This is a genomic window from Anabaena sp. UHCC 0187 (assembly GCF_009712035.1).
Lineage (GTDB): Bacteria > Cyanobacteriota > Cyanobacteriia > Cyanobacteriales > Nostocaceae > Dolichospermum.
Window position 1 is genome coordinate 211,895 of the sequence record NZ_VILB01000002.1, and the last position, 18,302, is coordinate 230,196.

An 18,302-nucleotide genomic window follows, 5' to 3' on the forward strand; every position below is an offset into this window, starting at 1 on the left:
TACCAGACCGTGATATGATTTGGCTGACTGAATGTGCAGTCATCATATTTAAACTGTACTAGTTTCAATTGCCGTGAGCTTGTCAGACGAACCAATTACGCCCACTCAGACAACCGAACAGGATGAGAAGTCTGGTTTTGCAGAAATAAAACCAGCAGACCCCTCTATACAGGAGTTTTATCAACTCTATCAAGAGTTGGTATTGATCACACTTGTTTTAACAGGGATAATCTTTATCTCTGTCTGGATTGCTTATTCACTAAACATTGCTCTAAATTATTTATTAGGGGCGTGTGCAGGTGTGCTTTACTTGAGGATGTTGGCAAAAGATGTTGAGCGGTTAGGAAGAGAAAAACAATCACTGAGCAAAACTCGGTTAGCCTTGTTAGTAGTGCTGATTTTGCTGGCATCACGGTTGAATCAACTGCATATACTGCCCATATTCTTGGGATTTCTCACCTACAAAGCCACACTCATCATCTACGTAGTTAGGTTAGCATTAATTTCTGACTCATCCACGCTCCGGCAACCTTAAAACGCTCCTCTTCTCCAGGTAAAATGGGAGAAACGATTGAATTGGAAAGAAAATGCTGAATTTTCTGAATGTCTACTCCCTTCCGCTTGCTGAATTGGAAGTGGGCAAACATCTGTACTGGCAAATAGGCAACTTGAAGCTTCATGGTCAGGTGTTTCTCACTTCTTGGTTTGTTATTGGCGTACTAGTTCTAGCTTCCGTCTTGGCAAGCAGTAACGTCAAACGGATTCCTAGTGGCTTACAAAACTTGATGGAGTACGCCCTAGAATTCATCAGAGATTTGGCCAAAAACCAGATTGGCGAGAAAGAATATCGCCCCTGGGTGCCATTCGTAGGCACTTTGTTTTTGTTCATTTTTGTGTCAAATTGGTCAGGGGCGCTAGTTCCTTTTAAGTTAATTCATCTGCCAGAAGGCGAACTGACAGCACCCACAAGCGACATTAACACAACTGTTGCCTTAGCGTTGTTGACATCATTAGCGTATTTTTACGCTGGATTCAGCAAAAAGGGTTTAGGTTATTTCGGTAACTATGTGCAACCAGTTTCCTTCATGTTGCCATTCAAGATTATTGAAGATTTCACCAAACCCCTGTCCCTAAGCTTCCGTTTATTCGGTAACATCTTAGCTGATGAACTAGTCGTGGGCGTGCTGGTACTGTTAGTACCCTTGTTCGTGCCTCTGCCAGTAATGGCTTTGGGACTGTTTACCAGCGCCATTCAAGCACTAATTTTTGCCACCTTAGCGGCTGCCTATATCGGCGAAGCGATGGAAGATCATCATGGCGAAGAGCATGAGGGGCATCACTAAACCCCCTCAGATGATAAAAGTTAGCCATTAGAGGAAACAGAAAATAGGTGATAGGTGACAGGTGACAGGTGACAGGAAATAGATGAGAGAAATTAATCATCTAAAGACTGACAACCAACAACTGACCACTGACCACTGACAACTGACCACTAACAACTGACAAATACAAGTTCAACACCCAACCGTATCTCTAAAAATTAAGGAAAGAATATCATGGATCCATTAGTTGCTGCTGCTTCCGTTATCGCCGCTGCTCTAGCTGTAGGTTTAGCTGCAATCGGCCCCGGTATTGGTCAAGGTAATGCAGCAGGACAAGCTGTAGAAGGTATTGCTCGTCAACCAGAAGCTGAAGGCAAAATCCGCGGTACATTGCTATTAAGTTTGGCGTTCATGGAAGCTCTAACCATCTACGGTCTAGTAGTTGCTCTAGTGCTACTGTTTGCTAACCCCTTCGCATAATCGGAACTAAGTGCTGAGTTCTGAGTCTGGACGTGAGCAATCACGTCTGAATAAGGTTGTGAAATTTAACTCATAACTCACGACTCGGAACTCAGAACTAAAATTAATGTAGATAGGAATAAGCAATCATGACACACTGGATCACCTTATTGGCCGTGGAAGAAGTTGCCAAGGAAGGGGGACTGTTTGATCTAGATGCGACTCTGCCCTTAATGGCAATTCAGTTTCTAGTATTAGCCCTGATATTGAACGCAACTCTTTATAAGCCACTGGGTAATGCTATTGATGGCCGGAATGAATATATCCGTACCCAAAAATTAACAGCCCAAGAACGCCTATCAAAAGCTGAGAAATTAGCCGAGCAATATGAGCAAGAGCTTGCAGGTGCAAGACGACAAGCTCAAACAATTGTTGCTGAAGCTCAGGCTGAAGCCCAAAAAATCGCTGGTCAGAAAATTGCCGCAGCGCAACAAGAAGCCCAGGCACAACGAGAAAAAGCGGCTGGTGAAATTGAAGCCCAAAAACAACAAGCTTTAGCTTCATTGGAAACACAAGTAGATGCCCTTAGTCGCCAAATCCTAGAGAAGCTCTTAGGTGCTGATTTAGTAAGTCAACGCTAACTTGTGAAAATAGTCATTGTTGTTAACAGGTGATAGGTGACAGGTAATAGGTGAAAGATGACACAAAGATAGTCAACTGACAACTAGCAACTGACAACTAACAACTGACAACTAACAATTGACAAAAAATTTAGAAATTTGGCAGCGCAGTTAGTGGATAAAGAATCATGGGGACTTTTTTACTGTTGACGGCGAATTTGTTCGCTGTCGGAGGTGAATTGGCAGCAGCCACGGGAGAAGGTGGGTTTAGTCTAAATACAAATATTTTAGATACCAACCTGATTAACCTGGCTATTATTATTACTGTGCTGATTGTATTTGGACGCAAGGTTGTAGGTAGTACCTTAAAATCTCGCCGCGAAAATATTGAATCAGCAATTAAGAGTGCAGAGCAGAAAGTAGCGGAAACCGCAGCGAAACTCAAAGAGGCGCAGCAAAAGCTAGAACAAGCTCAAGCAGAAGCTCAAAGAATCAAACAAACAGCCGAATCCAATGCTCAAAGTGCTAAAGATGCAATCTTGGCACAATCTGTTGTCGATATTCAACGGATGCAAGAAGCAGGGGCGGCTGATTTGAATTCAGATCTAGAAAGAGCGATCGCCCAACTCCGACAAAAAGTAGTAGTTCAAGCACTACAAAAAGTTGAAGGAGAACTCAACGGCGGCATTAGCGACGATGCTCAACAAGTTTTAATTGATCGCAGCATCGCACAACTGGGAGGCGAAATATGAAAAGCACCGCAGCAGCCGCTGAAGTATCCCAGCCTTATGCACAGGCACTTTTATCCATTGCTCAGTCCCAAAACTTAACAGAAGAAGTCGGGGCAGACGCAAGGATTTTTCTAGGTTTATTAACAGGTAGCCAAGAATTGAATAACTTTTTGGCCAATCCCTTTATTAAGCCAGAGAACAAAAAAAATCTCCTCAAACAATTACTGGGAGAAAGTGTAAACACCTACCTACGTAACTTTTTACTGCTGTTAGTTGACAGAAGACGCATTGCTTTCTTAGAACCGATTTTAGAGCAGTATTTAGCACTATTACGCCAGCTAAATCAAACTGTATTAGCTGAAATTACTTCTGCGGTTCCCCTCACAGAAACCCAACAGCAAGCAATTACAGAAAAGGTAATTACTCTTACCAAAGCTCGTCAAGTGGAACTAGCCACGAAAATAGACAGCGATTTAATTGGTGGTGTAATTATCAAAGTTGGTTCTCAAGTAATTGACGCTAGTTTACGTGGTCAACTACGTCGTCTCTCTTTGCGTTTAAGCAGTAACTAGAAAGTTCTGAATAAATGTCAGTAGTCAATAAAAACAAATGACAACTGACAAATGACAACTGACAACTAACAACTGACAACTGACAAATGAGTATTTCCATTAGACCTGACGAAATTAGCAGCATCATCCAACAACAAATCGAGCAATACGACCAAGAGGTTAAAGTTGCTAACGTTGGTACGGTGCTACAAGTAGGTGACGGTATTGCCCGGATTTATGGCTTAGAAAAAGCTATGGCTGGGGAACTCCTAGAATTTGAAGATGGCACAATTGGTATCGCCCAAAACTTAGAAGAAGATAACGTCGGTGCGGTACTGATGGGTCAAGGTCGGGAGATTCAAGAAGGTAGCTCCGTAACTGCTACTGGTAAAATCGCCCAAGTAGCTGTAGGTGAAGCCCTAGTTGGTCGAGTTGTGGATGCTTTGGGTCGCCCCATTGATGGTAAAGGTGATCTCAAGACCACTGAAACTCGCTTAATTGAATCCCCAGCCCCTGGAATCATTGCCCGTCGGTCTGTACACGAACCGATGCAAACAGGAATCACCGCGATTGACTCCATGATTCCCGTCGGCCGTGGTCAACGGGAATTAATCATTGGTGACCGTCAAACCGGTAAAACAGCGATCGCTATTGACACCATCATCAATCAAAAAGGTGAAGATGTAGTTTGCGTTTACGTAGCTATCGGTCAAAAAGCTTCCACCGTTGCTAACGTAGTTCAAACCTTACAAGAAAAAGGCGCGATGGATTACACAGTAGTTGTTGCTGCTAACGCCAGTGACCCAGCTACCCTCCAATTCCTCGCACCTTACACAGGCGCTAGTATTGCTGAGTATTTCATGTACAAAGGCAAAGCGACCTTAATCATCTATGATGACCTTTCCAAGCAAGCACAGGCTTACCGCCAAATGTCCTTGCTACTCCGTCGTCCACCCGGTCGGGAAGCGTATCCTGGAGATGTATTCTACATTCACTCTCGCTTGTTGGAACGTGCTGCTAAACTCAGCGATGAATTAGGTAAAGGTAGCATGACTGCTCTACCTATCATTGAAACCCAAGCTGGTGACGTATCCGCATACATTCCTACCAACGTAATTTCCATTACTGACGGTCAGATTTTCTTGTCTTCTGACTTGTTTAACTCTGGTATCCGTCCTGCGGTAAACCCCGGTATCTCCGTATCCCGTGTAGGTTCTGCGGCACAAACCAAGGCAATGAAGAAAGTTGCTGGTAAAATCAAACTAGAATTGGCTCAGTTTGACGACTTACAAGCTTTCGCACAATTCGCTTCTGATTTAGACAAAGCCACCCAAGATCAGTTAGCGCGTGGTGTGCGTTTACGGGAACTCTTAAAACAGCCCCAAAACGATCCTCTCTCCGTAGCTGAACAAGTAGCGGTTCTTTACGCTGGTATTAACGGTTATTTAGATGACATTGCAGTTAATAAAGTAACTAGCTTTGCTCTAGGTCTACGTGACTACTTGAAGAATGTTAACACTGCATACTTCCAAGGCGTACAAGGTAGCAAAGCCCTCGGTGAAGCAGAAGAAACTGCTTTGAAAGCAGCCCTCACTGAGTTCAAAAAGACCTTCCAAGCAGCAGCGTAATTAGTCATTTGTCAGTGGTCAGTGGTCAGTAGCAATAATAGACAACTGACAACTGACAACTGACAACTAACAACCAATAAAAATTATGGCTAATCTCAAATCAATACGCGATCGCATTCAGTCGGTCAAAAACACCAAAAAAATCACAGAAGCGATGCGGCTTGTAGCAGCGGCGAGAGTTCGTCGCGCTCAAGAACAAGTAATTGCTACTCGTCCCTTTGCTGACCGTTTGGCACAAGTATTATTTGGCTTGCAAACCAGACTGCGGTTTGAAGATGTGGACTTACCCCTACTGAAAAAACGCGAAGTTAAAACAGTAGGATTATTGGTAATTTCCGGCGACCGCGGTTTGTGTGGTGGTTACAATAGTAACGTCATCCGCCGGGCAGAAAATCGCGCCAAGGAACTTCAAGCTGAAGGTGTAGACTATAAATTTGTGTTGGTCGGCCGCAAAGCTACCCAATACTTCCAACGCCGGAATCAGCCTATTGATGCTACCTACAGTGGTTTAGAACAAATTCCTACCGCCGCAGAAGCTACAAATATTGCTGATGAACTACTTTCTCTATTCCTTTCGGAAAAAGTAGACCGGATTGAGCTAGTTTATACAAAATTTGTCTCCTTGGTTAGTTCTCGCCCCGTAATCCAAACTCTTCTACCTTTGGATACCCAAGGTTTAGAAGCAGCGGATGATGAAGTTTTCCGCTTAACTACCCGTGGTGGTCAATTCCAAGTAGAACGGGAAAAAGTTGTCAGTCAAGTCCGTGCTTTACCCCGCGATATGATTTTTGAACAAGATCCAGTGCAAATTCTGGATTCTTTGTTGCCATTATATCTGAGCAATCAGCTATTAAGAGCATTACAAGAGTCAGCAGCTAGTGAACTAGCAGCACGGATGACAGCGATGAGTAACGCCAGTGATAACGCCGGTGAGTTGATTAAAAGTCTATCTTTGTCTTACAACAAAGCTCGTCAAGCCGCAATTACCCAGGAACTTCTGGAAGTTGTCGGTGGTGCAGAAGCACTAACTTAATTTGGTGATTGGTGATTGGTAATTGGTGAAATCAACCATCACCAATCATCAGTTATTAATAATTATTAATAAGGCGATAGCGAAGCACTCCGTAGGAATCGCTCTCTAATTTTAATGCTTATTTATCATTTTTAATTACGCTGTACGCTCTAGCTTTAGTCCAAAAATAAAATAGCTATACCTTTTATTTGTCAACTTACAAAATTCTGTACTATAATATAAGTGTGAAGTACATGGGGCTTTAACGGTTTCGACAGGTTGGCGAAAGCTACTCTGTGATTCAGGTCGAGAGCGAGTCATCTCTCGGAAATCAAAGACTCAAAAAAAAAGTAAATGCGAACAATATCGTAAAATTTGCTCGTCGGGAAGCTCTAGTAGCTGCCTAAGAAACCTCTTTCAGGTTCGAGCGTCTTTAATTTGACTCCGTTAAGGATTAAAGACCTAACCCCCAACGGATGCTCCAACAAGCGTTCTCTGGTTGGCTTGAAGGCTAAGATTAAATCAGAGCATCCTACGTTCGGGATAATGAACGATTCCCGCCTTGAGGGTCAGAAAGGCTAAACCTGTGAACGAGTGGAGGGTTAATACCCAATTTGGACATGGGTTCGACTCCCATAAGCTCCATTTTCAATTTTCAATTTTCAATAATTTTTAAGCCCGCTGAACAATTTTTTGTAACAGCGGGCTTTTTGCTATGTAGGGTTTGCTGAATAAGCCTACAAACCTTAGCCACTTTTTGCAGCACTTCCTTTGTGTTATAAGGTAAAAGAACCCCACCCCCAACCCCCTCCCGCAAGCGAGGAGGGGGCTAAGATGTACCTCATAAGAGCGGGGAATGTCAATGTATATCAATCGCTTAAGAACTATTTATCTGTTGCGATCACTCTTGTTAACTACTCTTAGTAATTCAATGGTCAGATGATTGTAACTTAATACCCAAAACTTGAGTATAAGCGCCTCTAGCTTGAGTTACACCAATTGTCCGCTGTGCTGATTCTATCATCGGACGGCGCAAACTCACAACTATAAACTGTGCCTGTTCTGCCTGTTGTTTAATCATTCTCGCTAATCGTTCCACGTTTGACCCATCTAAAAACATATCCACTTCATCAAAGGCGTAAAATGGAGACGGACGATAACGTTGCAGGGAGAATATAAAACTTAATGCAGTTAAGGATTTCTCTCCCCCTGACATAGAAGCAAGCCGTTGGACAGGTTTTCCTTTGGGGTGTGCGACTAGGTTTAAGCCACTGTTAAAAGGATCTTCAGGATTATCTAGTTGTAAATAACCGTCACCATCAGAAAGGATAGCAAAAATAGATTGGAAATTTTCATTTACTGCGTCGAAAGCTTCTTTAAATGCCTTTTGACGGAGGGTGGTGAAGTTTTCAATTCTTAATAATAATTCTGTCCGTTCCCCTTCCAACGTCTCTAATTTTTCGGTAAGTTCTTGCAGACGACCTTGGACTTTATCGAATTCTTCCAAAGCTAACATATTTACAGGTTCCATTGCCTGTAAACGTTTACCTAAACTCCGCAATTCTTTTTGTAAGTCTTCTAAATCAACTTTATTGGGAACTTCTGGTAAAGGACTGGGTAATTCTGCACCTAAATCTCGCAATTGGTTTTGCAGTGCTGTTAAATCTTCCCGGCGTTTTTGTTGGGTTTCTTGCAGTTTCTCTATTTCCCATTGTAATTGTTGTTGACGCAATAAGAGCGATCGCAATTCCGTTTCCGCTGCATCCCGATTTTTCTTTTCTTCCCCTAAATTCTCTTCCAATTTCCGCAAATTACCTTGATTTGCAGTAATCAAATTACTCAATTCGACAACTTGACTATTAACTGTTGCTGCTTGCTGTTTACCAGTTGCCTCTTCTTGTTGATATTGAATAACTCGCGTTTGAGATTCTTCTATTTTTTCTTGTAATCGCTGTTGTTGATTTTCTAAGTTTTTTAATTGTTGTTGAACATCTCTTAACGCAGTTTCCCGTTGTTGTAATTCCTGTTCTTGGGTTTTAATGATAGCTTGGATTTGTTGCCATTCGCTAGGAGTTTGGGAAGATTCCAACTCAGCTAAAGTATGTCGTAATTGTTGTAATTGAGTTTCTTGTGCTGGTAATTCCCGGTTTAAAATTTCTAACCGTGATTGTGCAGATGTAAATTTTTGGGTATTTTGGGAAAGTTGAGAACGAGTATTTTCTAACTGCGTTGTTAAACCTTTAATATCTTTCTTTAACTGTTCTAAATATAGTTGTTGTTCCCTGCGGACTTGACGTGCTTCCGTTAATTCTAAAGTTAATGTTTTAGTGCGAGTTGCTAAAGTAGAAATTGCTTCTCCACAACGGTCTAAAATCCGGTCAATATCTATTAAACGAGTTTTCAAATTAGCGACTTCCTGAGATTCTCCCGCTTCACCTTTTTCAAACCGCAAAGATGAACGTTGACTACTACTACCTCCAGTCATTGCCCCGCTAGTTTCTAATAATTCTCCTTGTAAAGTGACTATGCGATATAGTCCCATATTTTTCCGAGCTTGGGCAAGAGTCGCAAATACTACCGTTGCACCAAAAACATAGGCAAATACATCATGATAACGGCGATCGCATTCTACCAAATCTACCGCATAACTCACAAATCCATCAGCTAAACGCAGAGTTGCATCTTGGGTAAACTTAGGGACTTTAATTTTATTTAAAGGTAAAAAAGTTGCCCTTCCTGCCCGTTTTTGTTTCAAGAGTTCAATTCCCGCCGATGCCACACTATCATCGTCAACAACAATATGCCCTAAACGTCCACCAGCAGCCATTTCCAACGCCAATTGATGTTTAGGTTCAACCTTACCCAACTGCACCACCAAACCGCACAAACCGGGCATTTCTGACTGTAAAATTACTTTACTAGCCTGTGTTCCTTGTATCTCCTGTTGTGCCTGTGTTTGTGCTTCTAATTTATCTAACTGACGTTGTTTGTCCCGTTGTTCTTGTAAAAGCCGCTTTTGGGTATCTTGTTGAATTTGTAACTCTTGTTCTGTCGCAGCGAGATTTTCCGCTAAATTCTGAATTGGTTGGGTAGAAGCATTAAATTCCGTTTCCAGTCCCACACATTCAACTTGCTTTGCAGCTAATTCCGGTTCTAAAGTTGCAATTAACTGAGACTGTTCAGAAATCAGTATTTGTAATTGAGTATTCCGTTCCTGGAGTTGCGCTTGTTCAGTGCGTTGTGGTTCAAGGGTATGCAATAAAGATTCAATTTGCCGATTTAAAGCTGTTTGTTGTTGTACCCAAGCTTCCGAAGCGGTGGCAATTTCCGCAGCAGCTTGACGAGAAGATTCTAAATTTTGTTGGGCGGTATCCCGTTCTTTTTGTAGAGACGTTACATTTAACGTTTCTACATTTTGGCGTTGTTTAGCTTCCTCTAAGGAAAGTTGATATTGTTGAATTTCCTGATAAGTTTGAGTTAAACGCCTTGTAGATTCTTGAATAGATGCTTCTAACTCCCGTTGTTGTCGCTGGAGTTGTTTCCGTTCCGCTTCTTGGGTAGCGAGATTCGACTGAACAGAAAGAAGTTCCTCCTCACCCAAAGCCTTAACCCGGAGATTGAGTTGATCTAATTCAGTAGTTTTCTGATTTATTTGAGAATTAGTTGTTAGTAATTCGCTAGTAAAATTACTGAAACTGCGATCGCCATCTTGAACTTGTGCAACCAGCTTTTCCTGTTGTGCTTGGAGAGAACGCCAAGATAACACCGCCTCCCAAGATTGCTTTTGGCTAAATTCAATTTTCAATAATTGATACTTCTCAGCCTTAGCCTTGTCTTGAGACAGGCGATCGCATTGTATACTTAACTCAGTCTGAATAATCCGACAACTATCCTCCTTATCCTTCACCTCATCCAAAGTAGACTTAGCTTGAACTATTTTCCGATCATAAGTCGCCACCCCGGCCAACTCATCAATAATTTCCCGACGTTCCCGCGCATTCATGGAGATAATGCTAGTAACGTCACCCTGTAACACCACATTATAGCCTTCAGGATAAATCCTTAACTCCTCCAACTGTTCATGTAACTCAGTTAGAGTACAAGACACACCATTAATATAATAATTAGATGTATAACCCCCTTGCTGAGACACCCGCAACCGACGAGTCACACTCCAATCTGTTGGGGACTGGGGACTGGGGACTGGGGACTGGGAATCATCTTTCTCCCTTTGCGTCTTTGCGTCTTTGCGTGAGACATCTGATTGTAGATTTTCTTCCGCTTCTCCTACTTCCTCCCTCTGTGCCTCCGCGCCTTTGCGAGAGACATCCGAAATATCAAAAGTTACAGTTACACTAGCTTCTAGCGCCGAACGTCCCTTATGTTTTTGAGCATTATTGACCAAATCCGGTAAACGTTCCGCGCGCATACCCTTAGAACTAGCCAGTCCCAAACAAAACAGCAAAGCATCCAGAATATTTGACTTTCCAGAACCATTAGGCCCAGATATGACAGTACACCCCGGTAGCAAAGGGACAGCAGTAGTCCCACCGAAGGATTTAAAATTGGTAAGTTCAACGCGCTTGACGTATACCATGAGGCACTGGTTCACTGGAAACTGGGTTAAGTAAACAATTGTACCAATTATTTATGGTTTCGTGACTGGGAAGAAGGGGGAATTTGATCAGTAAATATTTGTTAGCTTAACCGACAGAAGCCCCACGACTGACCCGAAGGGCAGCGTGGGATGAATGGCGCGTGGATTAACGACAGTTTTTCGACGAATGCGATAGCAAGGGAGAAAAACATGGAGGCAATTCACTTTTTCTTGTGTTATAGTTTTTATAGTAAATACCTTTCACTCTAATATGTTAAGAGTAGTCAAAGTCAGATTATATCCAGATACCCAACAAAAGCAGTCATTAGCGCAAGCTTTTGGCAGTTGTCGTTGGCTATGGAATTATTTTTTGAATTTGATGAACCAAACATATCAAGAGACAGGAAAAGGTTTATCTGGATACGAAGTCAAAAAGATAATTCCTCAGTTAAAGAAAGAGTATGAATGGCTGTCTTTAACTTATTCTCAGTGCTTGCAACAGGTTTGTTTAAATCTGGGAGTTGCATTTAATAATTTCTTTGAAAAAAGAGCTAAATACCCCAAGTTTAAATCTAAACATGGTAAGCAGTCTATTCAGTATCCTCAAAATGTCAAGATTGCCGATAATCAATTAATTCTCCCAAAAATAGGAAAAGTATCGGCAATTATTCACCGAGAGATTGAAGGGAAAATTAAAACTGTAACTATCACCAAAAATTGCAGTGAACAATATTTCGCTGCTATTTTATTTGAAGATGGTAAAGAAAAACCAGAATCAATTACAGAAGGTAAAGCGATAGGCATTGATTTGGGATTAACTCATTTTGCAATCACCAGCGATGGTTCTAAATTTGACAATCCTCGAATACTGAATAAACACGAGAAGAACTTAAAGATAAAACAACAGCAATTATCTAGAAAACAAAAAGCGATGCAGTGTGGTCTTGGGGGTCTCCCCCATGAACAACTGCATCAAGAAGGCTCTAACAACCGCAATAAAGCTAGAAAAAAAGTTGCTAGAGTCCACAGAAAGATAACTAATTGTAGAGAAGATTTCCTCCATAAACTATCTCGTAGGATAGTTAACGAAAGCCAAGTTATTGTGGTGGAAAATCTTCATATTAAAGGCATGATGCAAAATCACTGTCTAGCCAAATCTATTCAACAAGTTGGCTGGGGAATGTTTTGTACCATGCTTAAATACAAAGCAGAAAACGAAGGGAAGATTTATCAAGAAGTTGATAGATTCTTTCCTTCGTCAAAAACTTGTCATGTATGCCTTAATCAAGTGGGTAGTTTGCCGCTAGATGTAAGATTCTGGACTTGTGAAAAGTGCCAGACCAAGCATGATAGAGACATTAATGCAGCAATAAACCTCAGAGATGAGGGACTACGAATTTTGACCTCTGGAACGGGGGATAAAGCGATGAAGTGTGGTCTTGGGGGTTTCCCCCATGAACAACTTCATCAAGAAGCCTGTCGCCCAGAAGTAAGTCGCAGTAATAGAGGACGAAAGAAGTCTACTACTGTGCTTTCTGTTGGGCAGGAAGCCGACACTGTACCGTCAGGTCAGTGTGGGTAGTTCACTGATATTCTTTTTGAAGTTGTGGGTAATTTAATGACTAGGGGGAATGCTGCAATTGAGACAACAGCAATTTTTAATACATGGCTATTCCAGTAAGCAGATTGAGTAAAAAGGTTTGAATTATGAATTCTACAGTGACTAATGATAATTCTTATTTGCATTATATTCAAACAGTCCTACCATTAATTAATACTGACACTTTAGAAAAACTATCTATCATTATCGCTAACACATCTTGGGATGAGCCAAATACTTCTGCTGATTGGAATAATATAGCAGTAGTAGCAATAACTGAAGCAGAACAGTGTAGTGATAATCTAACCATGCGTTCTGTCTATCTAGAAATGGCATTTGAAGCATTAAATAATGGTTTTGAAATAGATAGACATCCAATTTGTGCAGCCCATTTAGCTTTAGTTCATAGCTGGTTGGGAGAAAAATCAAAAGCTTTAGAAATAGCATTTGGTACATTTATTAATTCTTTACAATATGCTTACACTAGATCAGAGAATCATAATCCTTATTTAATCTATTTATTTACAAAAAATAAAAGACTTGCTGATCATGATCAAAAATGTCTAGAGAAAATATTACTGTCTGGAAATAGTTATCAACAAGCCTTATTTTTATTCAGTGATATTATATCTTGCTCACAAATCGCTTTTTACACTTCGGGAAGTCAGAGACTTTTATATTTAGCTAATCAAATTTTACCAAATTCAGTTAATTTGCATTTAAAGATAGGCATAGCTAATTTAATGGGTGGGCAAGCGGAAGGTATTTTATATTTACATCAAGCTAGACATTTAGAACCAAGTTACGCGCCAATTTTGCAGTCTCTATACTTAGCTTATCGAGATTTACAACAGCTAGAAATGGCTAATCAATGGCGAGAATTTTCCAGTCAATTTTATCAGGAAGATCAGTTATGTCCTGATTGGAAATGGACGCAATTATCAGCAGATAGCTTATTTACATATTTGCCTTTTGAAAGTGATTTCATCATAGCAGTTGAGCCAAGTTTGCAAAGTATTGTTACCAGTGTATTACTGACTGAACAAGATTGGTTTGAGAAAGAAATGGAATTTTGGCGCAATTACATTAAACCAGGAATGACAGTTATTGATGTCGGTGCTAATGTGGGTGTTTATACTTTTAGTGCTGCTTTAAAAGTAGGAAATACAGGACGAGTTTTAGCTATTGAACCATTCTCAGGTTGTGTCCGTTGTTTGCAAGAAACCTGTAAGATTAATGAATTACCCTGGGTGAAAATTTGTATAGGTGCGGCTAGTGACAAGAATAGCACTGTAAAATTATTACTACATTCTGCTAACGAACTAAACGAAATTATTTCTGGTGAAGCAGCAGCAGATATGCCTTCTGGTTCTTTTGAAGAAGTTCCTTGTTTTACTTTAGATAGTCTAATTGAGCAAGAAAATATTCAGCAGGTTGATTTTCTTAAAATGGATGCTGAAGGGCATGAAATGGCTGTTTTAGCTGGGAGTCAGCAGTTAATAACTCAGTTTGCACCAGTTATTCTCTATGAAAATATAGCAGGTAACCAAGGTAGTAATATTGAAGTAGCAGAGTATTTACAGAATATAGGATATGAGTTATTTTACTATCAGCCTTTTATGCAGAAATTAATCCCTGTTAATTTTTCCCAAGATTCTCACCAGCTAAATTTCATTGCTGTACCACCAGAGAAAACCTCTATGTTTAATCTCTAACTCATGCTCGTAGTGAGGACTTTAGTCCTCATTTCAATTTACATTAAGTATTTTTTCAAATACAAACCAGACAATCTCTCAAAAATGCGATCACCAAAAAAGGAATAAACTAGATGATTTCTTAGTAAGGGCTTTCGTCCTAATATTTAAAGACAAGTAGAGAGAGGACTAAAGTCCTGACTACAAACTAGACAAGCTCTCAAAAATGCGATCGCCAAATAATGATTTGATTAAATTAGTTCGTAGTAGAGGCTTTAGCCCTAATATTTTAATCTAATTAAAATCTATGTACAAATATCGAAAACTTACAGATGAACAAAAAGCCGAACTAGTGCAGTATCGTTTAAGTCAGGGTTATCCACCTCATTCACCACCACATCCAGTTAAAGATAGAGAATTTTATTTATTAACAGCAGCTTGCTATGAACATCAATCTTATATGAGTTTGGAGTGTCGTCGTCAGCAGATGCTAAAGATGATATTTGATAAATTTGGTGATGAGGGTAGTGCTGAAGCACTGACTACAAACATCAGGATTTGTGCCTGGGTAATTTTGCCTAATCATTATCATTTACTAGTGCAAATAAGAGAATTTGATGTTTTGAGTGAGTTATTTCGCAAAATACATGGTGCGCTTTCTCGTCAATGGAATCAAGAAGACAATGTAACTGGGCGAAAAATATGGTATCGTTGGGCAGATAGAGCTATTCGCTCCCAAAGACATTACTATACAACTCTTAACTATATTCATTACAACCCTGTAAAACACGGTTTAGTAAAATCACCTTATGATTGGGTTGAGAGTAGTGTTCACTGGTATTTAGAAACGAACGGACGGCAATGGTTACGTGATTCTTGGGTTGAATATCCCGTTAGAGATTATGGTAAAGATTGGGATAATTAGTTCGTAGTAAGCACTTTAGTGCTTAAATTTCAATGAGTTTAATTGAGGACTAAAGTCCTCACTACGTACTTATTTACTATCAATATATATTTCCCACATTTGCTGATAGGCATTTTCCATTTCCCGCGCAAATTTCTTACCATTCCACAGAGGTGATGTTTGTCGTGACTTTCTCAGTTTCCAAACAATTTCTTGTCTTAATTTCTCATCTTTACCTAACCTTACACCCCACTCTACATACTCTTCATCACTCCAAGCTATACCTTCAGTTACACCAACATTCATCATCATTGTATAGCTGTTACGGGCTGCAAATTGTTCTCCCACTCTCGTAACTATGGGTATACCCATCCATAATGTTTCTAGGGTTGTGGTTGCACCGTTGTAGGGATAGGTATCTAAGACAATATCAGCAATGGCTAAATTAGCACGATGTTCCATATCTGTAGGTGCAGTAGGTAGAAATCTTAAGCGGTTTAAATCAACACCTGCTGCTTCAGCAATTGGGTTAATAAAATTTTCTAAATCTTGATGATTAGCTCGATAACTTTTCAGAAGAAAATAACTATTGGGAACTTGTTTAATAATTTGCATTTGTAACCGGATATTATCAGGATTACGTTTCAATCCGGTTTGGGAACTAAAATAAATAATTCCATTCTCAGGAATATCTAAAGATTCTCTGCTGATAGTTGGTGTTCCTACAGCAAAACCATCAATACCAATATAGTTTTGCGGTAGTCGCCAAATTTTTTCGGTATAATAATCTTGTGCTGATTCTGGTAAGACATAGTTATCAGCAATAAAATAATCAACTGTTGGGAAACCTGTGGCATCATAACCTAACCAACTAACTTGAATTGGTGCAGGTTTCAAAGCTAAAATTGCACAATTACCATAGGAAGTTAAACTATCTAAATCAACTAAAATATCTATTTTATCTTGATTAATTTTATCTGCCATTGCCACCATTGAAATACATTCTTGATGGAAATGATCACCAAATTCTCTTTTATAAGCCTGTTGTTGTAGATCGTGAGCATTCTCTCGTAAAGAATATAAATAAATATCAAATTCTTGACGATTGTGATATTTTAATAACCACCAAGCTAAGAAACCGACAGAATGAGTCCGAAAACATTCTGATAAATAGCCTATTCTTAAAGGACGTTCACTGAGAGAAGGACGTAATGAGTTAAAACGTTTTTGATAAGTGTTGACATTTTCGGGAAAACTTTTCCATACCAGTTGTTGACATAAAGTTGCTAATCCATTACGCAGTAATCTATTTTCACTGGGATTATCTTCCATGTATAATAATATAGGTCCCATGGCTAAAAGTTGAATTAAACTTTCGCTTTCTGTTTGATTTACTAAAAGATTAGATAAAGATAGTTTATGTTTTTGGTAAGCTTCAACTGATTCTTCCCAACTCTGACAAGAAGTTAATAATGATCCTGCTAAATAGTGCGTACCAACAATTTGATCAATTGGTTCTTGACTAAGTGTTAAATATTGTTTTCCCCAATTAATAGATTCTTGAAGATAATCTCCACCTAAAGTTTGTAGGGGAGGAATTAATTTTCTAATAAAATCTAAATTATTAGGTTTTAACTGGAGAGCGACTTTTAGAAAATAAATTGAAAGATGATAGTTAGAAAACCGATAATAAACCTCAGCCTTTTCTGTCAGTAATTGAATAATAGTTTTAGAAGTTAATAGATAAGGTATAAATACTGCAACCAATTTATCTATAAAAGGACGAGGATTAACTGGATCAGGTTGAACTAATTTTTCAATTACTTGAAATAATAATTTTTCATCGAAAATAGGTGTTTCTGTTAATTGAAATATAAGTTCAATTAATTCATTAATATTCGTTTCTATATCTTCAATATTTAAATCAATATTTAGATCGATGATCTTGATAAAATTATTAATATTATCAGGAACAAATCCTTTGATGTGTTGACGAATTGCCCAAGCTAGTTGATAGTTAGAATTTACCTCATTTTCTTGAGCAGCAGTTAATAAAATTTCTGTTAATTGTTGTAACCATTCTGCTGATTCGTCTTCTCCAAATTCGAGAAAGGGAGTCATCCATGTAATTTGTGCTTCTTCTTCTCTGCCTTCTAATAATAAAGCTAATCCTAAATACCAATAATTAGTAACTTCTGTGGGATTTTCAGTAATATTTTTTTCATATTCTTGAATGGTTAATAAAGTTGGAATTAAAGAAATTTGATTATCTAACTGGGTAGTCATTATTAAAAACCTTAAACATGTTTTGAAATAAGCTTCAAATTTCAACCAAATTTAGGGACTAACATCTGTCAACTCCTAAATTATGTAAAAAATTATATCAAAAAAAATGCTAGATGTGTCTCAATACATCTAGCATTTTCAAATACAAGGAATGAAACCTTATTTCATGTTTTCCGCAGCACTAGCACAGGATGCAGAAGCAAGTGCAGGATCTAGGGTAACTACAGGAGCAGTAGCACTGACTCCAGTTGTCTGACAAGCAGCAGCGGAAGTTTGTCCGGTTCCTAGAATGACAACACCACCAGCAAAGCTCTTGAGAGATTTTGCATCTTTAGTGATTGCAGTAAAAAGAGAAGAGGTTGCATCTGATGTGGCAGCTACTAAATAATTATAGGACTCAGTTGTAGTAGGAATACCAATTTCCAGAGCTGCAACATTCGTAGCAAATGCCGGATTTTCAATCCGGAAAGACTGTTGCGCTCTGTTGACTGAACCAACGTAGGTTTTCGCTTCAGACTGTTTAGCTTTTGCTGCTTGGTTGAGGAAGGAAGGTAAAGCGATCGCAGATAGAATACCGATAATGATGATTACAACCAACAATTCAATAAGAGTGAAACCTTCGTTTTCTTTCTTTTTGCCGAGGATGTGTTGGATAAATTTAGCTTTCAGTTCAGTTTTCATAGTAGTTTTCCTTGGGGTGGTGTGTTGTTTGTTTCTCTATGCAAATAACTTACCCACATCTGATCAGTTTCATATCACCCCCAGTAAAATTATTTTTTACTATGTATTTAATAAGCCAAAAGCTTTATCTAATCATAGTTTTAGAGGATCTATCTTCTCGCTGCATAGAGAAAACTAATTTTGTTTTCTGCTTAATCTTGCTATAGCGATTGTAAAT

Annotated in this window: 14 protein-coding genes and 1 other RNA gene; 12 read left to right on the forward strand and 3 right to left on the reverse strand. The window is 39.4% G+C overall.

Annotated elements, in window-relative coordinates; translation table 11 throughout:
* Positions 1-73 precede the first annotated feature (73 nt).
* The 9 genes from FJR11_RS02225 (at position 74) to ssrA (ending at position 6,971) form a co-directional block, all read left to right on the forward strand.
* Positions 74-535, forward strand: coding sequence for an ATP synthase subunit I (locus tag FJR11_RS02225; protein WP_168502093.1), 462 nt, complete (start codon positions 74-76; stop codon positions 533-535).
* Positions 536-587: 52 nt separating this feature from the next.
* On the forward strand, positions 588-1,343 hold the full coding sequence (gene atpB / locus FJR11_RS02230; RefSeq protein WP_168502094.1) for a F0F1 ATP synthase subunit A: 756 nt from the start codon (positions 588-590) through the stop codon (positions 1,341-1,343).
* Between the two features lie 213 nt (positions 1,344-1,556).
* Entirely contained in the window at positions 1,557-1,802 is a 246-nt protein-coding gene (gene atpE / locus FJR11_RS02235; protein WP_168495376.1) for an ATP synthase F0 subunit C, read from the forward strand.
* Between the two features lie 128 nt (positions 1,803-1,930).
* Complete coding sequence (locus FJR11_RS02240; RefSeq protein WP_168502095.1) at positions 1,931-2,422, forward strand: F0F1 ATP synthase subunit B'; 492 nt, start codon at positions 1,931-1,933, stop codon at positions 2,420-2,422.
* Between the two features lie 167 nt (positions 2,423-2,589).
* Entirely contained in the window at positions 2,590-3,153 is a 564-nt protein-coding gene (locus tag FJR11_RS02245; RefSeq protein ID WP_168502096.1) for a F0F1 ATP synthase subunit B, read from the forward strand.
* Entirely contained in the window at positions 3,150-3,704 is a 555-nt protein-coding gene (atpH, locus tag FJR11_RS02250; RefSeq protein ID WP_168502097.1) for an ATP synthase F1 subunit delta, read from the forward strand. The genes FJR11_RS02245 and atpH overlap by 4 nt, the downstream gene beginning before the upstream one ends.
* Positions 3,705-3,790: 86 nt before the next feature.
* The gene (atpA, locus tag FJR11_RS02255; RefSeq protein ID WP_168502098.1) at positions 3,791-5,311 is read left to right on the forward strand and encodes a F0F1 ATP synthase subunit alpha; all 1,521 of its coding nucleotides are present in this window, start codon (positions 3,791-3,793) and stop codon (positions 5,309-5,311) included.
* Positions 5,312-5,396: 85 nt separating this feature from the next.
* Complete coding sequence (locus FJR11_RS02260; RefSeq protein ID WP_168502099.1) at positions 5,397-6,344, forward strand: F0F1 ATP synthase subunit gamma; 948 nt, start codon at positions 5,397-5,399, stop codon at positions 6,342-6,344.
* A 235-nt stretch (positions 6,345-6,579) separates the two neighbouring features.
* Positions 6,580-6,971: a transfer-messenger RNA gene (gene ssrA, locus FJR11_RS02265) on the forward strand.
* Positions 6,972-7,251: 280 nt separating this feature from the next.
* On the opposite strand, the gene smc is transcribed toward ssrA, so the two are convergent.
* Complete coding sequence (gene smc, locus FJR11_RS02270) at positions 7,252-10,920, reverse strand: chromosome segregation protein SMC (RefSeq protein WP_168502100.1); 3,669 nt, start codon at positions 10,918-10,920, stop codon at positions 7,252-7,254.
* A 271-nt stretch (positions 10,921-11,191) separates the two neighbouring features.
* Between smc and FJR11_RS02275 the strand changes: the two genes are divergently transcribed.
* The 3 genes from FJR11_RS02275 (at position 11,192) to FJR11_RS02285 (ending at position 15,139) form a co-directional block, all read left to right on the forward strand.
* The gene (locus FJR11_RS02275) at positions 11,192-12,502 is read left to right on the forward strand and encodes an RNA-guided endonuclease TnpB family protein (protein ID WP_168502101.1); all 1,311 of its coding nucleotides are present in this window, start codon (positions 11,192-11,194) and stop codon (positions 12,500-12,502) included.
* A gap of 125 nt (positions 12,503-12,627) precedes the next feature.
* Positions 12,628-14,235, forward strand: coding sequence for an FkbM family methyltransferase (locus tag FJR11_RS02280; RefSeq protein ID WP_168502102.1), 1,608 nt, complete (start codon positions 12,628-12,630; stop codon positions 14,233-14,235).
* A 286-nt stretch (positions 14,236-14,521) separates the two neighbouring features.
* Positions 14,522-15,139: a transposase gene (locus tag FJR11_RS02285; protein ID WP_168502103.1), complete on the forward strand. Its 618-nt coding sequence runs from the start codon at positions 14,522-14,524 to the stop codon at positions 15,137-15,139.
* 69 nt (positions 15,140-15,208) lie between these two features.
* Here the strand turns inward: FJR11_RS02285 and FJR11_RS02290 are convergent, their stop codons facing one another.
* A complete protein-coding gene (locus tag FJR11_RS02290; RefSeq protein ID WP_168502104.1) occupies positions 15,209-17,404 on the reverse strand; it encodes a hypothetical protein in 2,196 nt (731 codons plus the stop codon).
* Between the two features lie 159 nt (positions 17,405-17,563).
* Complete coding sequence (locus tag FJR11_RS02295) at positions 17,564-18,085, reverse strand: type IV pilin-like G/H family protein (RefSeq protein WP_168502105.1); 522 nt, start codon at positions 18,083-18,085, stop codon at positions 17,564-17,566.
* Positions 18,086-18,302: the final 217 nt, after the last annotated feature.